The organism is Streptomyces sp. NPDC014882 (genome assembly GCF_043081325.1).
In the GTDB taxonomy this organism is placed as follows: domain Bacteria; phylum Actinomycetota; class Actinomycetes; order Streptomycetales; family Streptomycetaceae; genus Streptomyces.
This window is the reverse complement of the sequence record NZ_JBIBWL010000006.1, coordinates 38,969-55,570: the sequence shown is the minus strand read 5'-3', so window position 1 is coordinate 55,570 and position 16,602 is coordinate 38,969. Positions and strand designations below refer to the sequence as shown.

16 protein-coding genes are annotated in these 16,602 nt (G+C 73.0%); 8 read left to right on the top strand and 8 right to left on the bottom strand.

Features of this window, described 5'->3' with window-relative positions:
- Positions 1–282: 282 nt before the first annotated feature.
- Positions 283–606 carry a hypothetical protein gene (locus ACF09K_RS16195; protein ID WP_392244028.1) on the top strand — a complete coding sequence of 108 codons (324 nt, stop codon included), beginning with the start codon at positions 283–285 and terminating at the stop codon, positions 604–606.
- A 242-nt stretch (positions 607–848) separates the two neighbouring features.
- On the opposite strand, the gene ACF09K_RS16190 is transcribed toward ACF09K_RS16195, so the two are convergent.
- On the bottom strand, positions 849–2,084 hold the full coding sequence (locus tag ACF09K_RS16190; RefSeq protein ID WP_392244026.1) for an MFS transporter: 1,236 nt from the start codon (positions 2,082–2,084) through the stop codon (positions 849–851).
- Positions 2,085–2,502: 418 nt separating this feature from the next.
- Between ACF09K_RS16190 and ACF09K_RS16185 the strand changes: the two genes are divergently transcribed.
- Complete coding sequence (locus tag ACF09K_RS16185; protein ID WP_392244024.1) at positions 2,503–3,102, top strand: DUF6058 family natural product biosynthesis protein; 600 nt, start codon at positions 2,503–2,505, stop codon at positions 3,100–3,102.
- A gap of 718 nt (positions 3,103–3,820) precedes the next feature.
- On the opposite strand, the gene ACF09K_RS16180 is transcribed toward ACF09K_RS16185, so the two are convergent.
- Positions 3,821–5,002, bottom strand: a complete 1,182-nt coding sequence (locus ACF09K_RS16180; RefSeq protein ID WP_392244022.1) for an alpha/beta hydrolase family protein — start codon at positions 5,000–5,002, stop codon at positions 3,821–3,823.
- Positions 5,003–5,375: 373 nt separating this feature from the next.
- Positions 5,376–5,654: a GlsB/YeaQ/YmgE family stress response membrane protein gene (locus ACF09K_RS16175; protein ID WP_392244021.1), complete on the bottom strand. Its 279-nt coding sequence runs from the start codon at positions 5,652–5,654 to the stop codon at positions 5,376–5,378.
- A gap of 197 nt (positions 5,655–5,851) precedes the next feature.
- Between ACF09K_RS16175 and ACF09K_RS16170 the strand changes: the two genes are divergently transcribed.
- On the top strand, positions 5,852–6,331 hold the full coding sequence (locus tag ACF09K_RS16170; RefSeq protein ID WP_392244019.1) for a hypothetical protein: 480 nt from the start codon (positions 5,852–5,854) through the stop codon (positions 6,329–6,331).
- Between the two features lie 153 nt (positions 6,332–6,484).
- On the opposite strand, the gene snpA is transcribed toward ACF09K_RS16170, so the two are convergent.
- Positions 6,485–7,192 (bottom strand): snapalysin, encoded by a 708-nt coding sequence (gene snpA / locus ACF09K_RS16165; RefSeq protein ID WP_392244018.1) that lies wholly within the window; start codon positions 7,190–7,192, stop codon positions 6,485–6,487.
- Between the two features lie 184 nt (positions 7,193–7,376).
- Between snpA and ACF09K_RS16160 the strand changes: the two genes are divergently transcribed.
- On the top strand, positions 7,377–8,348 hold the full coding sequence (locus tag ACF09K_RS16160) for a LysR family transcriptional regulator (protein WP_392244016.1): 972 nt from the start codon (positions 7,377–7,379) through the stop codon (positions 8,346–8,348).
- 405 nt (positions 8,349–8,753) lie between these two features.
- On the opposite strand, the gene ACF09K_RS16155 is transcribed toward ACF09K_RS16160, so the two are convergent.
- Together ACF09K_RS16155 and ACF09K_RS16150 are read right to left on the bottom strand one after the other, a co-directional pair.
- Positions 8,754–9,287: a 2'-5' RNA ligase family protein gene (locus ACF09K_RS16155; protein ID WP_392244014.1), complete on the bottom strand. Its 534-nt coding sequence runs from the start codon at positions 9,285–9,287 to the stop codon at positions 8,754–8,756.
- 891 nt (positions 9,288–10,178) lie between these two features.
- Complete coding sequence (locus ACF09K_RS16150; RefSeq protein ID WP_392244012.1) at positions 10,179–10,823, bottom strand: MBL fold metallo-hydrolase; 645 nt, start codon at positions 10,821–10,823, stop codon at positions 10,179–10,181.
- 220 nt (positions 10,824–11,043) lie between these two features.
- On the opposite strand from ACF09K_RS16150, the gene ACF09K_RS16145 reads away from it, so the two are divergent.
- Both ACF09K_RS16145 and ACF09K_RS16140 read left to right on the top strand, forming a co-directional pair.
- Positions 11,044–11,469 (top strand): MarR family winged helix-turn-helix transcriptional regulator, encoded by a 426-nt coding sequence (locus ACF09K_RS16145; protein ID WP_392244010.1) that lies wholly within the window; start codon positions 11,044–11,046, stop codon positions 11,467–11,469.
- Between the two features lie 268 nt (positions 11,470–11,737).
- Positions 11,738–12,307 (top strand): hypothetical protein, encoded by a 570-nt coding sequence (locus ACF09K_RS16140; protein ID WP_392244008.1) that lies wholly within the window; start codon positions 11,738–11,740, stop codon positions 12,305–12,307.
- Positions 12,308–12,799: 492 nt separating this feature from the next.
- Here ACF09K_RS16140 and ACF09K_RS16135 read toward each other — a convergent pair whose 3' ends face one another.
- Positions 12,800–13,669: a sigma-70 family RNA polymerase sigma factor gene (locus ACF09K_RS16135; RefSeq protein ID WP_392244006.1), complete on the bottom strand. Its 870-nt coding sequence runs from the start codon at positions 13,667–13,669 to the stop codon at positions 12,800–12,802.
- Between the two features lie 671 nt (positions 13,670–14,340).
- On the opposite strand from ACF09K_RS16135, the gene ACF09K_RS16130 reads away from it, so the two are divergent.
- Complete coding sequence (locus ACF09K_RS16130; protein ID WP_392244004.1) at positions 14,341–14,793, top strand: carboxymuconolactone decarboxylase family protein; 453 nt, start codon at positions 14,341–14,343, stop codon at positions 14,791–14,793.
- Positions 14,794–15,031: 238 nt separating this feature from the next.
- Here the strand turns inward: ACF09K_RS16130 and ACF09K_RS16125 are convergent, their stop codons facing one another.
- Positions 15,032–15,613 carry a sigma-70 family RNA polymerase sigma factor gene (locus ACF09K_RS16125; protein ID WP_392244002.1) on the bottom strand — a complete coding sequence of 194 codons (582 nt, stop codon included), beginning with the start codon at positions 15,611–15,613 and terminating at the stop codon, positions 15,032–15,034.
- A gap of 639 nt (positions 15,614–16,252) precedes the next feature.
- On the opposite strand from ACF09K_RS16125, the gene ACF09K_RS16120 reads away from it, so the two are divergent.
- On the top strand, positions 16,253–16,579 hold the full coding sequence (locus ACF09K_RS16120) for a beta/gamma crystallin domain-containing protein (protein ID WP_392244001.1): 327 nt from the start codon (positions 16,253–16,255) through the stop codon (positions 16,577–16,579).
- Positions 16,580–16,602 lie beyond the last annotated feature (23 nt).

Here is a 16,602-nt window from a genome sequence, read left to right as displayed (position 1 = left end):
CCACCTCCGCGCCAGGGCGGCCGACGCGTTGCCCCTCGACAGGGACCGATGCCGCAGACTGATGCCGTCGGCCGTCGGCCGTCGGCGGTCGCCTGATCGCCGGGCAGGCCGTCGGCAGCCTTCAGCCCGTTCCCGGCCTCTCGTCCCCCTGGCCTCTCGTCCCCCTGTCCTTCCGTCCTCCCGTGCCGTCCTGGAGAAGGTGCGGGTGCGCGGTTCGACCGGCCGTTCCCGTTCCGGCCTGCCTCGGCGACGGGGCGGGCCCGGGTGGGCAGAATCGTTCACGTGGAGGCAGACCGGGCACCGGAGAGAACCCCCGACGGGCACTTCGTCGTCATCAGGGGACGGAAGTGGCGGGCGACCGATCCCTCGATCCCCGAGGAGACCGCCGCTCGGCTTCGACGCCACCTCATGTCGGCCCGTCGCGCGGTGCGCTCCGCGACGACCGCGGGCGACGCGGAGGCCGAGCGGGCAGCCCGCGCACGGGTGAACCGGGCGAAGATCGCGCTGGGCGAACGGGGCACCCCCTGGTGGGACCAGCCCGCGGACGTACGCCGTCGACGCTGGGAAGAGGGGCTCGCGAGCCTCGACGCGGAGGCGCGGAACTGAAGCCGTGCCGCGGAGCTGAAGCCGTGGAAAGGCAAGGGGCGACGACGAGCCGAGCCGGCGGCGGGCGACAGGGCAGCGGCGGGTCCGAGGAACGCTGTGCGGATGCCGGGTCCGGTGCGCTCACCCGGAAGGAGCCCCGATGCCGGCGGCTTGCCGCGGTGGGGGCATGCCGATGCGGCCCTCACCGTGGTGACCGGTCCTCTGATCCGGCGGGTACCGCGGCAGGGCTTTCGCGGCAGCCGCTAGGCACGGCCTGTTTCGCCGGCCGTCGTCACCTCCTTGGCCGTCTCCGCCGGCACTCCCGAGCCCGAGGACGTGATCACCTCGGAGGCGCCGCTGCCGCGGTCCACGAGGCCGCCGGCGAAGGCGAGGCCGAGACCCGCGGCGGCGAGGGCCGCACCGACCAGGGCGGGCGAGGCCCAGCCCCAGCCGGCCGAGATGGCCAGGCCGCCGAGCCAGGCGCCGCCCGCGTTGGCCAGGTTGAAGGCGGAGTGGTTGGAGGCCGCCGCCATCGTCGGGGCGTCCTTGGCCTTGAGCATGAGCAGCATCTGCACCGGCGTGGTGACGAGGGCGCCCATCGCGCCCATGAAAACGAGCGTCACCAGGGCGAGCACGGTGCTGTGGACCGTGAAGTAGAACACCACGAGCGACACGCCGAGCACGGCGAGCCCGCCGTACAGGGTGGGGCGCAGGGCGCGGTCCGTCAGCGGGCCCGCGATCAGCGTGCCCAGTGTCATCCCGGCGCCGTAGAGGGCGAGGACCCAGGTGGTCGAGGACTCGGCCAGGCCCGTCAGGTGCGTCAGCATCGGGACGAGGTAGCTGTAGACGGCGAAGAAGCCGCCGAAGCCCACGACGGCGGTGGCCAGTCCGATGGCCACCTGCCGGTTCCCCATCGCCCGCAGTTCGTGGCGGACGCCCGACTGATCGCTGCGCGGCTGGTGGGGGACGAAGGCGGCCAGCGCGGCGAGGGCGACGAGGCCGATGACGGCCACCGCGCAGTAGGCGTACCGCCATCCCAGCTGCTGTCCGAGGGCCGTGCCGGCCGGTACGCCGACGATGTTGGCGATGGTGAGCCCCAGGAACATCTTCGAGACGGCGCGCGCGGCCCGGTCCGGGGCGACGAGCCGGGAGGCCACGACGGCTCCCACGCCGAAGAGCGCGCCGTGCGGCAGGCCCGCCAGGAAGCGTGCGGCGAACAGCAGGCCGAAGTCGGGTGCGAGGGCGGAGGCGAGGTTGCCGGCCACGAACAGCCCGGACAGCCAGAGCAGGAGCCGCTTGTGGGGGATGCGCGCGCCGATGCCGGTCAGTACGGGGGCGCCGACGACGACGCCGAGCGCGTAGGCGGAGACGACGTTGCCGGCCTGGGGCACGGACACGCCGATCCCGTCGGCGATCTGGGGGAGCAGCCCCATGGTGGCGAACTCGGTCGTGCCGATGCCGAACGCGACGGCAGCGAGGGACAGCAGAGCCAAGGGCATGGAGCGGGGGTACCTTTCGCGGACGATCCTGACGCGGTGGAGCGGACGGGGATCGTGGTCGTCCCGCTCCCGTGGCCGGTCGCACCGGCCGCCGTCGCCCGGTGCGCCCCCGGAACGGGGAAGGCCCAAAGGGAGTGCAGCAACGGCGGAGACCCACGCATTCCAAGACCGCGCCCCGGGTTCCGTGTGCTGCGTCACACCCGGCAGGTCGAGCGAGGAGCGACCGTGGCTCCGGCGCGTCCACGGCGGCGTTGTGTCTGATGAGCAGGGGGCTGTCGACCGGTGGGGGAGCGGGGCGGGTCGCCCTCGTGCCGTCGGGATTCCGCCGACGGTTCGGTGAGCACCGAAGCGTCGGGCGGCTAGCGTGCCGAGTCCCGCGCGGGAGACGCCCGCGCTGACGAACGCCGGAGGCGACCCGATGCCGGAGACAGACCTGAAGCGACAGCTCGCCGAGCGGTTCCGCGAGGTCAACGGCGTCCATCCGATGACCGACGCCGACGACGCGTACGTGAGCGCGCAGTTCGTCGCCCTGGAGGAACTGTGCGCGGTCCGGGGCCGCGATGCCGACGAGGTCCGCCGGCTGATGCTGGGGCAGCGTCTGCCGCTCCCGGGATACCTGCGCTCCGACGGTGCCGAGATGGTGCCGGCCGACCTGTTCGCCCTCGCCGACGAGGCCGGCGGCGTGGACCCGCTGGCAGCGTGGTTCACCGCCCACTGGGCCGATCCGGCCACCGGGAGGGCGGAGTGGCGTGCGTACCTCAGCGGACAGTACGTGTGCCTGCGCTCGGTGACCCCGGCCACCATCCAGCGCAAGGAACACCTGACGACCGCGATCGGTGCCGCGGTGAACGAGCCGGATGCCGGTTCAGCACCCCGGTCCGACCGGTTGCACGACCTGGTCGACGAACTCGACGCCCTGCAAACGGCGTTCACCGCCTACGACCGTCTCCGGTTCGGCGGACCCACGTCCCGGGACACCTGCGTCGACGCCGTGCGCGCCCGCTTCCCGCGTCCGTGACCCGCAGCCGCTTCCCGCGTCCGTGACCCGCGGCCGTGGGCGGCTTTCCGCGGATCGGACGGTTCGTCCGCCGCGCCGCGCGGACCCCGGCAGGGCGTCGAGCACGTCTGCGGTTTCCGCGTCTGCGGTTTTCGTGGACCCGGTGCCCCGCGCGGGTGCCGGGGAACACCTCGGCCGATGCTCCCCTGCCCCTTCGTGACCGAGCGGCCCGAGTTCCTCCACGCGGCCGGGCCGCTGCGCCGGAGTGCCGGGCCGGAGTGCCGGAACGAGTGGCCGGCACGGATGCGCACCCATCCGCCACGGGACACTCACGCTGCCCGGCCGGACTTCCCGGCCGGGCACGTGGCCGATCGTCCGACCGCCTCGCGGGGCAGGACGAGGAACGCGGCGGACACGGGCGGGACCAGGGGCGGGCTCGGACGCCGGCCCGACCGGCCCGGTCGGCCGGGAGCGCGGGCCCATCGAACTCGCGGCGGTCCCGGACACGGCCGGGACCGACAAAGCCGCCTTGTCGTTCGCCGGTGATCCGGGTGCGGGGAGGACGGCGTTCCCGGACGCGACCGCCGAGCCGACGGTGGCGAGGAGCACGCGGGCCGTCCGCGGGAGCGGTGTCGAGTACGGGACGGGCGGCAGCCTCACGGGGTCCGATCAGCTCGTCGGCTCGCTTCGGGCGACCGGGAGGGGGGACGCGCCCCGCCTCCGGTCGCCCGCTCCGGGCTCAGGGACGGTGGAACCGGACCTCCGGGTGGGCCGGGTCCGGGCCGTCGAGGAGCGGTTGGTCCCTGCCCCGCAGGTGCTCGTCGAAGAAGGCGGCGACGTACGCGCGGGTGACGGTCACCGCGCGGCCGGCCGGGAGGTCACCGCCGGGAAGGCCCAAGTGGCCGAGGACCACAGGCGCGTCGGAGAAACCGAGGTGGTCGGCGCCGTCGACGGTCAGCCAGTGCCTCTCGCCGCTCAGGGCCGCCCAGGTGGTGTCCCAGGAGGTGTCCCCGCCGCCCGGCCGGTGGAACTCGTCGGTACCCAGCAGCAGGAACGGGCGTCCGCCGAGCCCGTCGGCGGGCAGCGTGTCCCAGAACGTACCGTCCATGTTCACTCCGGCGTCGATACGCCGGTCGGCGGCCATGGCGCTGACGGCGCTCGCGCCGCCGATCGAGTGGCCGGCCATGCCGATCCGTGCCCGGTCGATGGACGACGCGTACCGCCAGGCGGGCCGGGGGCCGGTGAGCCGGTCCAGGACGAAGCGGGTGTCGGCGGCGCGGACCCCGGTCACCAGGTGGCCCTCGGCCCAGTCGTTCTCCTCCATGAAGGCGCAGGCGACACAGGTCAGGGTGCGCCCACCCGGCACCGACGTACCGGACGACTCGTAGGCGTGGTCGAGCGAGGCGACGACGTAGCCGCGGGAGGCGAGGTCCACGGCGAGGCCGGTGAGGGTGAACCGCGGCATGCCGAAGCCGGGCGAGAGCACCACCAGCGGGTGCCGTCCCGCAGCGGGGCGCACGTCCACCGCGCTGTGCGTAAGGGCCCGCGCCACCTGCCGCACCGACACCGGGTCCTCGACCGGCACGCCCTCCAGCAACAGCCGGGCCTCCTCCCGGGTGGCGTACGGGGCGGGGCGGCCCGGCGTGTGCCGGGCCGCGGGGTAGTGCAGGGTGACCATGAGTTCCCGGCCGTCGGCCTCGGGCACCCAGGGGTCGACGCGGGAGCGGTCCACGAGGTGGAGGACGGAACTCCCCACCCCGTACGGCCCGGTGGGGGCCGGCAGCCGCATGCGCTCGGCAGGCCGGTCCGGGGTGGTCGTCGCGGCGCGGGGCGAGGCCGGCGAGGCGGTGGCGGTGGTGGCCGGTAACGCAACCGCGCAGGCGAGAAGGGCGGCGGCGGCCGCCCGGGTCAGCTTGTTCATGCCGGGCACGCTACGGTCCCGGCCCAGGACCCCGCGTCCTTCCACGGTCGCAACCGCCGTCGGGGCCGTACGTCCCGAGACGGATGCCGGTCTACCACCGGGCGGCCGGATGCGGTGCGTGCGCGTACCGGGCGGCCGGTTCGCTACGGCGGTCTCCCGCGCCGGGACGGTGAGCTTCCTCCCGTCCTCGGCGAGCGGCCGGGAGGGGAACCCCGGTGTGCCGCCTGCGGAAACCGCGGGCGACTCCCGGTGCGCGCGTGCAGGGCCGTACACGTGACGCGTGCCCGGCCCGTGCGCTGCCCGTACACGCCGACGGCTCCCGTCCTGCGAACAGGAGGGAGCCGTCGGCGTTGTGGGGTGTGTCTTCAGCGGGTCACGCGTGTCGGTGGGAGTGCCGGTTACCGGTGACGAGACGGTAGAGGGCGAGCAGGAGCGCGGAGCCGATGATCGCGGCGATCCAGGTGGAGAGGTCGAAGAACCCGTCGATGGAGTCGACGCCGAAGACCACCTTGCCGAGCCAGCCACCGAGCAGACCACCGGCGATGCCGATGAGCATGGTCACGATGATGCCGCCGGGGTCCTTGCCCGGCATCAGAGCCTTGGCGATGGCGCCGGCGAGCAGGCCGATGATGATCCACGCGATGATGCCCATGATGCGTCTCCGCTTCGTCGTGTAAAGGTTGTGTTAGCTCATCGTGTGCACCGATCTCGGCCGGGCAAACACCTCCTTCGAAATCGCCGTGGATCAGGAGCGGTTCGTTCGGGCGGCCGTCGCCGTGCTCGGGCAGCGCGCGGTCCGCGTGGCGTCGTGCGGACATGGATGTGCGGCGTGGGGGAAGGCGCGACGGCATGCAGGCAGAACAGGCGTATGCCACGACCCGCGGCCGGACCGGACCGGCGGCCGCAGCCCCACGGGGACGGACCGGGGGAAGGCACCGGCGCTCCGAGCGGCAGTGGGGCCACTGGCGCCGCAGGCTGCTCGCCTACCGCGGCATCGAACTGCTGGCGTCCCCCGCACCGGAGCGGGCGGACGAAGAGTGCCTGCTCCTGGTGCACATCCGCAGGGTGGTCGGGCGGGTGACCTACCGGGCCTGCGACGAGTGCGCCCAGGGCGTGATCACCCACGTGGTTCTCGACGAACCCTTCCGCGACAGCGGACTGGGCACCAGGGCACTGTCGCATCTGAAATCCCAGTACCCGGACATCACCTGGTGCACCACGCTCGACAAGCGTCTCACCCGCGATCTGCTGCGCCGGATGCGCATCCCCCGAACAACTGCCGCGGGCCCCTGCCCCCATGTCCGGACTGCTCTCGCCGCCCGGGCCTGACAGGCGTCCGAGACCTCCCTGCCGCACCGCCCGGGCCCCTCACCACCGGCGGGGAGCGACGCCGCCGGACTCCCTCCCGTACGACTGCGAGGCGGGCCGTGCGCTTGACGGCACGGCCCGCCTCCCGCACGGGGCGGAGAAGTCCTCGGTCCGTCAGCGTGCCTTGTCCAGCTTGTCGAGGGCCTTGGCGAGACCGTTGGCCCACAGCTGGTTGACGCGTGCCCGCTCGGTCGCGTTGGGGTAGCGGTTGGTGCAGGACGTGCCGGGTCCGCCGCCCGACATGAGCTCGCTGCACGGGCCGCTGTAGTGGTCCGGCAGCCCCAGCACGTGACCGGTCTCGTGCGCGGTGACACGGGTGGAGTCGTACTGCCGGTTCTGGGCGTAGTCGAGGAAGATGTAGCCGCTGCCGTGGCCGTTGGTGGAGGCGTACGAGCCGCGGGAGTCGTTGCCCTCGTAGTACGAGAAGTCGGCGCTCCCGGAGGTGGACTGGAGCTTGACGTTGCTCACGGAGCTGTTCCAGATCGAGGCGGAGCTCGATATCTGGGAGCGGAAGGTCGGCGCCTGGGAGGCGTTGTAGTAGACGGTCACCGACCGCAGGCCGGGATCGGCCGCCTGCTTCTTGGCGACGGAGGCGAGTACGGCCTCGAAGAACGCCTTGTTGTTCGCCGCCTCCTGGGCCGAACCGGTGTAGCCGGCGTGGAGGGGGGCGGTGGAGCCGGCGTGGAGGGGAGCGGTGGACCCGGCGGGCTGGGCGCTCGCGGGGATCGCGCTGCCCAGGGCCGCGAGCGTCACGCCCAAGCCGAGTGCCAGCAGTCTCCTGGAGGTCTTCGCGGACGTGCGAGACGTACGGGGGGACGTCATGTGGGGGGCTCCTACTCGTTCATGTGGGGTGGTGAACGATCGGTCGACCCGAGTGTGGGGCCGGAGGGTGCCCGAACGGATGATGGCAACTGGCGATAGCTTCCGGCTATCGGGCCGACTCGTGCCGTTACGTTGGCGTTTGAACATCTGGCGCCTCACCGGGCCCAGCCCTTACGCTCCGCGCATGGAGCTCGAGGTGAGGCACTTACGCGTGCTGTGCACCATCGCCGACGCCGGCAGTCTTCACCGGGCGGCTCGTGAACTGGGCATGGCCCAGCCCTCGTTGAGCACCCAGCTGCGCCGCATCGAGCAACTGCTGGGCGGCAGGCTCTTCACCCGCGACTGTACGGGCAGCCACCTCACCCCCCTGGGGCACGTCGTGGTGAGCCGCGCACGACCGCTGGTCGCCGAACTCTCCGCGATCGTGACCGAGACCCGGGCCGCGGCCGCCCGCGCGGCAGGCGGTCCCCGGCTGCGCATCGGCGCCACGGCCAGCCGGGCGCTCCCGGGCTGGCTCAGCCGGCTGCGCGCCCGCATGCCCGCGGTCAAGCCCACCCTGCAGATGGACGTGTCCGCGAACGCCCTGCTGCGGCAGGTGGCCGAAGGCGGGCTCGACCTGGCATTCGTGCACGAGGTCGAGGGCAGTCCGCTGCGCGTCCCGAACGGGCTGTGTCTGCGGGTCCTGGTGGAGCGCGAACCCCAGTTCGTCACCATGGCCGCCGGCCACCCCGCGGCGGCGCGGCGCGAGGTGCGTCTCGCGGACCTCGCGCACGACCGCTGGATGGTGGACGCCACGGTCGACGGTGAGTGGGACGGGGTGTGCCGAGTACTGCGCGCGGAAGGGATCGAGCCCGATCTTCTGCACGGCGACTACCTCACCGCCTACTTCCTGGCAGCCGTCGGTGAGGTCGTCACGGTCAGCCAGCCGACCGCGCTCCCGCCCCGCTCCGACCTGGTCGTCCGGCCCCTCCACGGCGACCCGATAGGAGTGCGGCTGCTGCTCGCGGCCCGAACGGCGGACGAACTCGACACGGTGTTCGACGAGTTGGAGAAGGCCTACGAGGAAGTGGCCCGTCAGGCGCCGGCCTACCAGGACTGGCTGACGCGCGGTGCTGCCGGGCGGCCCGCGCACACACTCCGTGCGGTGAGCGCCTGAGGAGCGAGGACGTCACCGGTGACGCGGCAGGAAGCCGGACGGAAATTGCCGGTCACGTGACTTCCGGTGCCGACGGTCGTCGGTCCGGTCGGGGAGAGCGGCAGCCGAGGCCGTGGAGCGTGTCGCACGAACCGTGTTCGCCGAGGGAGCCGTTGCCGCCGGAGCCGGGGAGGGGAGTGGAGGGGGGTGAGGGCCGTCTTCCGGTGCTGGACCGGCAGGCGTGGTGCGGGATCGTGTTCGTGCTGCGCCAAGGCTGCTCGACCCTCGCCGGATTCGAGGGCCGCGAGCTGCCGGGAGGCCCTTCCTTCATGCACCCGCGGACTTCGACTCGCCCGAACCGGCGCCCCGTTCGGCCCCGTTCGACTCCACGAGCGGACAGCGAACAACCGGTCAGCGAACAACGGGTCAGGAACGGGGCCCCAGCACCTCGAGGGCGCCGGTCTCGGTGTCGTAGCTGCGCAGGGTGGTGAGGCGGGCCGGCAGAGGCGGCGCCGGCAGCAGTTCGGGGAGCCGCCGGTCGGTGAAGGCACCGGCGCGCCGGGTCCGGCCGAGGGTGATGTGCGGGCTCCAGCGAGCGGGTGCGTGAAAGGGGTTGAGGGTCTCGGGCGGGCTGTCCGAGGCCACCGCCTCCCACACCCGGCGGTGCAGGCCGGCCAGCGCGGAGTCGAGGTCCAGCGCCCAGGCCAGCACCGAGGTGGGCCGTTCGAAACGGACCACGCCGGTGAAGCGCACCGGCAGCGGCAGGGCGGCGGCCACCTCGGCGAGCTCCCAGCGGATCGGGGCGGTCAGTTCCGGGCAGGCGGCCAGGGTGAGGTGCGGACTGTTGGTCGGTGAGCGATGGCGCGCCTGACTGGGCAGCCCCGCGTCCGCCAGCCGCCGCCAGGCCTCCCGGACCGCCAGTTCCGCAGCCTCGTCCAACAGGAGCTCGACCGTGCGCATCGCCGCAGCCTACCGGTGACCGCCCGTGGTCGCGCAGCCGGCCGGGCCGCCGGGCCGGGGTTCCGGAGCCCGCGGTCGGCCCCCTCGACGGTGGTGTCACCGCACGGTCACCGGACGGAGGAGGCGCTCGGCGACGACTGCGCACCGCGCGGCTGCTTCGCTGCTTCCCGGCCTGACCGGCGGTGTCCTGACCGGGGACCCTGCCCGAGGACCTGGCGGTCACCGAGGACCTGGCGGTCACCGACGAGCCGGGCCGGCTCCCGACAACCACACACGCCTGGTCGCCGTGCTCCTCGACGGCGATCAGACGGCCGAAGGCGCCGTCCCGGCCACCATACGGGCGAACTCCCGTCCATCGACGGTACGTTGATCCGTCCTCGGGGTGGCCGTCCGCCCGGTGGCCACGGCCCGCCGCCGCGCTGGCCGTGGTCGTCGGCCACCAGCCTGAGCGGCGAGGACGTCGACGTGCGTCGGCAGGCGTTCCCGCGGTGCTTCGGGCCGGAACACACCTTCCGCCTGATGGAACGGGCCCTGAGGTGGACCCGGCCGAAGTCCACGCCCCGAGGCCGGAGACCGCTGGACGTGGCTCGCGGCCGCCGCCCGCACCCGGCTCCGGCTCGCCCGGGAAGCCGTGGCGGATCTCCGCCGTGCCCGGGGAGAAGCCGGCCGGGCCCGCACGGCTCACCCCGGTCCGCGTCCGCCGGGGGTTCCGGAACGTCGGCCCGCGCTTCGCCTGTGCGGACCGTGCACCGAGAACCTCGACACCCCTGCCCGGAAGAGCGTTTGACTCCAAGAACCGCCGCCCCCGCGGCCTGCTGCGGCGCCGGGAGGACGACCGGGCGACCCGAGACCGTCATCGAGCGCGACAGCCTCGGAGGCCGAGGGACAGGCCTACAGCTGAAGGGTGGTGCCGGGCTTGAGCCGGGTGACGGCGGTGCCGGTCAGGCCGTTCTCGCCGAGGAGGTCGGCGGTGGACCGCTGGCCGAAATCGCTGAGCATGAGTTCGTGGATCTGGATGATGCGCTCGGGCTTGACGGCCCGCACGTAGTCGGCGGCTTCGCCGAGCTTGGTCCACGGGCCGCTGGTCGGGAGCAGCAGGGTGTGCACGGGGGCATCGGGGGCGAAGTAGGCGTCGCCGGGGTGGTAGAGGGCTCCGTCGTCGAGGAGGTAGCCGACGTTGTCGGGACAGGGGATATCGGCGTGGACCAGCGCGTGGCGCCGGCCGTGGACGGTGACGGCGAGGGAGCCGACAGCGAAGGCGTCGCCCGCGGCGACGGTGTGGACACGGGCGTCCTGGCTGCCCAGGGCGGCGGTGACGGCTGCCGTGCCGTAGACCTGCAGCTCGTGCCGGGCCGCCAGAGCCCCGGCGACCAGGGCCTCGTCGAAGTGGTCGAAGTGCTCGTGAGTGATCAGGACGGCCTGGGCCCGGCTGACGGCTTCCGCCGCGTCCGGGGTGAAGGTGCCGGGGTCGATGACCACGCGTGTGCCGTCCTTCTCGACGGTGACGCAGGCATGGGCGTGCTTGGTGAGCTTCACGGCGGTTCCTCCAGATCGCAATTTCTCCACCCAGACTGTACACCTTGGTTGTATATATTTTCCTGCCCGACTTCCGTACGACCCCCTCGACGCCCCGGGGATCCTGGGGTTCCCGGCGCGGGTGTGCTGTCGGGGCTGCTGATGCTCGGCAGGAGCGGTCGCGACCGGCCGTAACCATGCAACCGAGGTGTACAGCTTGGTTGAGGGGTAGGTTTGCTCCATGGACGAGACGCAGCTGGCCGAAGAGCTCCGCGCGACCGTGGGACAGCTCGTTCGAGCCGTGCGCGCCATCGACGAGATGACTCCCGGCGAATCCGCCGTCCTGGGCTACCTCGATCGCGGCGGCCCGATGACCACGGCGGACGTCGCGCACGAGCGGGGGGTCAGCCATCAGTCGGCTTCCAAGGCGGTGAAGGAACTCCTTCGGCAAGGTCTTGTCCGCGCCGAGGCGCACCCCAGCGACGGACGCAAGAATCTCCTGCACCTCACGCCGGCGGGAAGCGACCGCTTGAACGAGGAACGCCGAAGGCGTGCGGCACTGCTCGGCACGGCCATCGCCGATGTCCTCGGCGCGGAGGAGCGCCAGGCACTGGCAACGGCCCTGCCCCTCCTGTCCCGCCTGACCGCGCACCTGCGGACCCGTTGACGGGCGCACCCCACCGCCGCCCGGCCCGCGGCCACGAGACCCTGCCCGTCCGCTCCGAAGCCATGACCCACCTTGCCGTGACCGGCCGCCTGGCCCGCCTCACCAGCGACAACGTCATCTTCCGGCGCGACCCGTTCCGACGCATCGGAAGCGCGGGACACCCGTCCGGCCCAGCCGTGATGGCAGAGCGGTTCGGGTTCGGTGAGGGTGGGATGTGCTCGACGTCCCTGTCGGCCCGTCCCGTTCTCCCTCCTGAAGGAGCGCCGTCATGTCGGAACGCAATACCGCCATCCGCAGCCTGCACGATCTCGGTCTGGCAGCCTGGTTCGGCGGCTCGCTGATGGGCGCGGTCGGACTCAACGGCGCGGCCAGGGACGAAGGCGGAACGGAGGCGGCCAGGGACCGGATCTCCTCGTCGGGGTGGGCGAAGTGGGTGCCGGTCAACGCCGCCGCGATCGGCGCGCACCTGTTCGGCGGTGGCGGGCTGCTCGCCGTGAACGCCCATCGTGTCGCCACTCAGCAGGGCGTGGCCGCCTCCACCATGGCCAAGACGGTCGTCACCGGCGCGGCCCTGGCCGCCACCGCCTACGCCCGCGTCCTCGGCAAGAAGATCGAACTTGCCTCGTCCTCCGCCCCCGAGGACATCGAGAAGGCGGAGAAGCACCCCATCGACCTGAACAGGGCACGGCGGCAACTGGCCGGCGCGCAGTGGGCGGTTCCGGCTCTCACCGGCTGCCTGGTGGTGCTCAACGCCCTGCACGGCGAACAGCAGCGCCCGACCGAGCAGATCCCCGGCATGTGGGAGCGGGCGCGTTCCGCGACCCACCTCATGTCGTAAGGACTCGCGAAACCCCGTCGGCCGGCCCTGTGGACCTGACGAACTCCTGCACGGTGGGCAGCGAGGCGTCGGGGACGTCGGGGGGTGTCGGGGACGTCGGTGGGGCTCGGCGTTCACGTCTGTCGTGCCGACGTCAGGCCGGGGCCTGCTGAGGAGGCAGCAGGCCGGTGATGGCCTGGACGGTGTCGCTCACGTGCTCGCCGGTTCTTCCGGGCGGCGATGCCGTGCTCGCCGCGGACGCGCCGTGACGAGCGGACTTTGCGCTGCCGCTCGTACCTCTCCTCGTACCGGTCGGGACGTCGTTCTTGAACGTGCGGGGCGGCCCGTGCCCGCCACCTGCGGGCTCGGGCCTTCCTGGTCTTCCTGGCCTTCCTGGCCTTCCTGGAGGACTGCCTGCCCCCGGTCCCGGAGGCCGACCGTGGAAGCGGCCGGCGACCGTCGCCCCGGGCGTGCCCGCCCCCGGGCTCCGGCAGTCGACCGCGCCAGGTGACTTCAGCCGTCGAGGACCACCACGTCCAGCTCCCGCAGCCGTCCGGGCTCGGCCACCAGGTCGATCGCGGTGATCCGCTCGTCCTCGAGGGTGAAGCGGAACACCACGATCGGCCGCACCTTCGACTGCCACACCGCTCCCACCGACCCGTCGACCAGCGCGATCCGGGCCGCTTCGGCACCGCCGGAGAACACACTCGCCACGTCCCGGGCGCCCTGGGTGAGCGGAGCCGCACCGATGCGCACCGCCGTGTCGTCGGCCCGCATGGCGGCATCGGGGGCCAGCAGCGTCAGCAGCCGCTCGAACTCGCCGTTGCGGGCGGCGGTCAGGAACGCGTCCACGATCTTGTGCTGGCGCCGCAGGTCCGGCAGCGGAGAGGCGCCGTGCACCCGCCGCCGCGCCCGGCTGGCCAGCTGACGGGTGGCCGCCGGACTGCGCCCGATGATCGGGGCGATGTCGGTGAACGGTACGGCGAACGTGTCGTGCAGGACGAACGCGAGCCGCTCGTCCGGATCGAGCGTGTCCAGCACCACCATCAGCGCCAGACCGACCGAGTCCGCCAGCATGGCCGCCTGCTCCGGGTCCGCCGCGTCCTGCGAACGCGGCCCGGCCGAGGAGTCGGCGTGCTCCTCGAAGAACTTCTCCCGCCGGCTGCGGGCCCGCAGGATGTCCAGACAGACCCGGCCCACCACCGTGGTGAGCCAGCCGTCGAGGTTCTCCACGGCGTCGGTGTCACTGCGGTGCAGCCGGATCCACGCCTCCTGCACCGCGTCCTCGGCCTCGTCGGTCGAACCGAGCATGCGGTGCGCCACGGCGTGCAGCCGCGGACGCTTCTCCTCGAACGCGCGTGCCAGGCGTTCGTTCTCCTGCATGACCACCGTCGTCCCCTTCGATCTCGGTCGGTGCGTGGCCCGCGCCTGTCACCTCTTCGTGCCGCCGGCCGTCACAGCAGTGACGAACGGGAGCATCCGCATGTGACGGGACGCGGTCGCGGTCGCAGGCCGTGACAGGGCGCCGCGCCCTGCCGCGCGCTCTCCCGGATTCCGTTCGGAGCCCCGGGGCCCCCGGGAGCAGGCTTCCCGGCCCCTTCGCGAGCACCCATGGCGACCTTACGGCCGAGGGAAGCCCCCCGCAGCGACGACCCGAACGCACAGGCCGGGTTCCCGACCCGCTGCGCCACGCCGGTCAGCGGCCGCCGCCCGGGGTGGGCCGTCCTGCGCCGCCGGCGCGCGCATCCGGCGCCCCGGCCACCCCGACGACGAGGTGCCGTCGCCGACCGAGCACATCCCCCGCAGACCGTTCCCCACAGAACACCCGCGTCGACGCCGGTGTCCGGCCGCCGTGCCGGACGGACAGGCCGCCGCGCCGGATCCCCCGCGGCGCGGAGCCCCTCCACCCCGTGCCGGCCCGATCGGCGCCCCCGCCGGCCAGCCGCTGTCACACTCGCCCGCCCCCGTTCGTCATAGCAGTGACGCCGTCGGCCGGCGGCGTCGGACACCGATCGACGAATCGATGAATCGATGAATCAACGAGAGGAACGACTATGGAAGCGCGCCTGCAGAACCCGGCGATGATCCTTGAGGCCACACAGCCCATTCAGGAGATGTACAAGGCCGTCTATTCCGGCGGCGTCTCCAAGACGACCCTCGACCTGGTCCACCTGCGCGCGAGCCAGATCAACGGCTGCAGCTCCTGCGTGGACTCCGGTGCCCGCGACGCCCGCAAGGCCGGCGAGAGCGAGGAGCGCCTGTTCGCCGTCGCCGCCTGGCGCGAGACGTCCTGCTTCACCGACGCCGAGCGCGCCGCGCTGGAGCTCGCCGAGGCCGCCACCCGGCTGTCGGACCGCAGCGACCCGGTGCCGGACGACGTCTGGGAGCGCGCCGCCGCCCACTACGACGACAAGGGCCTGGCCGCGCTGACCCTGATGGTCGCCCTGACCAACCTCTTCAACCGGCTCAACGTCACCACCAGGCAGATCGCCGGAGCCTGGGGCTGACCGGCCCGCACCGCCGTCAGGCCCGGCCCACCACGCGGTGGGCCGGGCCTGACGCGTGGTGGGCCCGTGGTGGACCTGCTCACCGTCCACCAGGCCTCCCGCCTCCTGGCCCCCGCCACCCACCTGGCCCCCGCCACCCACCTGGCCCCCGCCACCCACCTGGCCGCCCGGCTCACCGCCGCCCGGCTCACCGCCTTCGACGCCGGCCGGCACCGGCGCCCTCGCCGAAAGGGCCCGGCTACCCGCCCGCCACCCCCCGCTCCTCCAGCGCTTTGCGCAGGGCCCGCACGGCATAGAAGGCGCGGCTCTTGACGGTGCCGGGCGGGATACCGAGGTGCCCGGCCGCCTGGGCCACGCTGCACTCCAGGTAGTACATGAGCCGGATGACGGTCCGCTGCTGCTCGTTCAGCTCCCGCAGTGCTTCCAGCACCACATGGGAGGTCAGGGCGGAGTCCGTGCCGTCGCAGGAGGCGTCCAGGTCCTCCACCGGCATCAGCTCCAACGGCCTGGTCCGCCGGGCCCGGTGGTGGTCGACGACCAGGTTCCTCGCCACGGTGAACAACCACGGCCGCAGGTGTTCGCCGCGGGTGCCCAGGAACTCGGCGTGCTTCCAGGCACGGGTGGCCGTCTCCTGGAGGATGTCCTCCGCCTTGTGCCAGTCACCGTCCAGCAGCCGCGCCGCGTACCGGACGAGCAAGGGCCCGTACCGCTCGTAGACGTTCCGGAGGAAGGCGTCGCAGTCGGCGTCCGACGCGGCGTGCCGGGCATGCGTCCCGGCTGGAGCGAGGGCGACGGCCCCCGCCACCAAGGTCCCGTTCATGGGTGGTGCTCGATCCTGTTCAAGTGTTCCGTGACCTGCCTCCCGCACGGGCGGGAGCGGGCCAACACTCTCCGGATCGCCTTGGCCGAACCTTGTCGTCTTCTTGTCGCGCCGCCCGGACACCTCACACCGGCGTGGCGACCGGGGCGCCTCCTCCACCTCCCCGGAGGTGGCACACGGGCTGCGAACGCGCCGAGGGCCCGCACGGTTCACCGCGGATCACTCCGGAAAACTTCCGCGATCCGTGAACCGATCGCCGTCCGGCACCGTTCCTCGCGGTGAGTGCTCCGCCTCGTACACGGGGCACGTCCACGCGGCCGGTCCGACCCCCTGACGACCGGACGCGGAACCCGGGTCGCCGCCCCCTTCGGGCGGCGACCCGGGCCTTTCGGGTGGCGACCACCGGGCCCCGTCGAACCGACCGGACGCGCACGCGTCAGGTCGACGGAGCCGGACGGCACCCCTCGTCCCGTCGTCTCCGCGCCTCGGCGCGCGGCGGCCGGCCCCGGGCCGGGCCGCCCACCCGTTTCACCTCCTGCGCCACCGGCCGTCCCTGTCGCACGCACAGCGAAGGGGGACGGCCGGGCGTCAACGGTGCTGCTCCGCAGTACCGCACCACCACGGAAGGAAAGCCCCACCATGAAGCGCCCCCTCGCACGCGTCGCGCTCGTCCTGACGGCGGGAGCCACGACGGCTCTGCTGCCCGCCCTCCCGGCCGCCGCGACCAATCAGACCGGCTGCGGCGACCGGACCGACTTCGTCAAGGTCTGGTACGACGGCGGCCGGCGGACCGCGTGCTACGCCAACGCGGGTGTCATCGCCCCCCAGCTCCCCGACGTCTACAGGGTCACGTCCGGCAACAACGACATCGAGATGATCCTGGGCGACCAGGTGAAGACCATGCCCAAGTGGTCGAGCATCCGCGAGGTCGAGGGCCGGACGCTGTACATCCTCCAGATCCGCTGACCCGCCACGTCCCCTGACGCCGG

What these genes read in the sequence shown, in the direction of transcription:
- ACF09K_RS16140 (WP_392244008.1), top strand. Translation starts at nt 11,738, where the DNA reads ATGTCGGAACGCAATACCGCCATCCGCAGCCTGCACGATCTCGGTCTG.
- ACF09K_RS16130 (WP_392244004.1), top strand. Translation starts at nt 14,341, where the DNA reads ATGGAAGCGCGCCTGCAGAACCCGGCGATGATCCTTGAGGCCACACAG.
- ACF09K_RS16155 (WP_392244014.1), bottom strand. Translation starts at nt 9,287, where the DNA reads ATGCGCACGGTCGAGCTCCTGTTGGACGAGGCTGCGGAACTGGCGGTC.
- ACF09K_RS16180 (WP_392244022.1), bottom strand. Translation starts at nt 5,002, where the DNA reads ATGAACAAGCTGACCCGGGCGGCCGCCGCCGCCCTTCTCGCCTGCGCG.
- ACF09K_RS16185 (WP_392244024.1), top strand. Translation starts at nt 2,503, where the DNA reads ATGCCGGAGACAGACCTGAAGCGACAGCTCGCCGAGCGGTTCCGCGAG.
- ACF09K_RS16125 (WP_392244002.1), bottom strand. Translation starts at nt 15,613, where the DNA reads ATGAACGGGACCTTGGTGGCGGGGGCCGTCGCCCTCGCTCCAGCCGGG.
- ACF09K_RS16135 (WP_392244006.1), bottom strand. Translation starts at nt 13,669, where the DNA reads ATGCAGGAGAACGAACGCCTGGCACGCGCGTTCGAGGAGAAGCGTCCG.
- ACF09K_RS16170 (WP_392244019.1), top strand. Translation starts at nt 5,852, where the DNA reads ATGCAGGCAGAACAGGCGTATGCCACGACCCGCGGCCGGACCGGACCG.
- ACF09K_RS16175 (WP_392244021.1), bottom strand. Translation starts at nt 5,654, where the DNA reads ATGGGCATCATCGCGTGGATCATCATCGGCCTGCTCGCCGGCGCCATC.
- snpA (WP_392244018.1), bottom strand. Translation starts at nt 7,192, where the DNA reads ATGACGTCCCCCCGTACGTCTCGCACGTCCGCGAAGACCTCCAGGAGA.
- ACF09K_RS16145 (WP_392244010.1), top strand. Translation starts at nt 11,044, where the DNA reads ATGGACGAGACGCAGCTGGCCGAAGAGCTCCGCGCGACCGTGGGACAG.
- ACF09K_RS16190 (WP_392244026.1), bottom strand. Translation starts at nt 2,084, where the DNA reads ATGCCCTTGGCTCTGCTGTCCCTCGCTGCCGTCGCGTTCGGCATCGGC.
- ACF09K_RS16120 (WP_392244001.1), top strand. Translation starts at nt 16,253, where the DNA reads ATGAAGCGCCCCCTCGCACGCGTCGCGCTCGTCCTGACGGCGGGAGCC.
- ACF09K_RS16160 (WP_392244016.1), top strand. Translation starts at nt 7,377, where the DNA reads ATGGAGCTCGAGGTGAGGCACTTACGCGTGCTGTGCACCATCGCCGAC.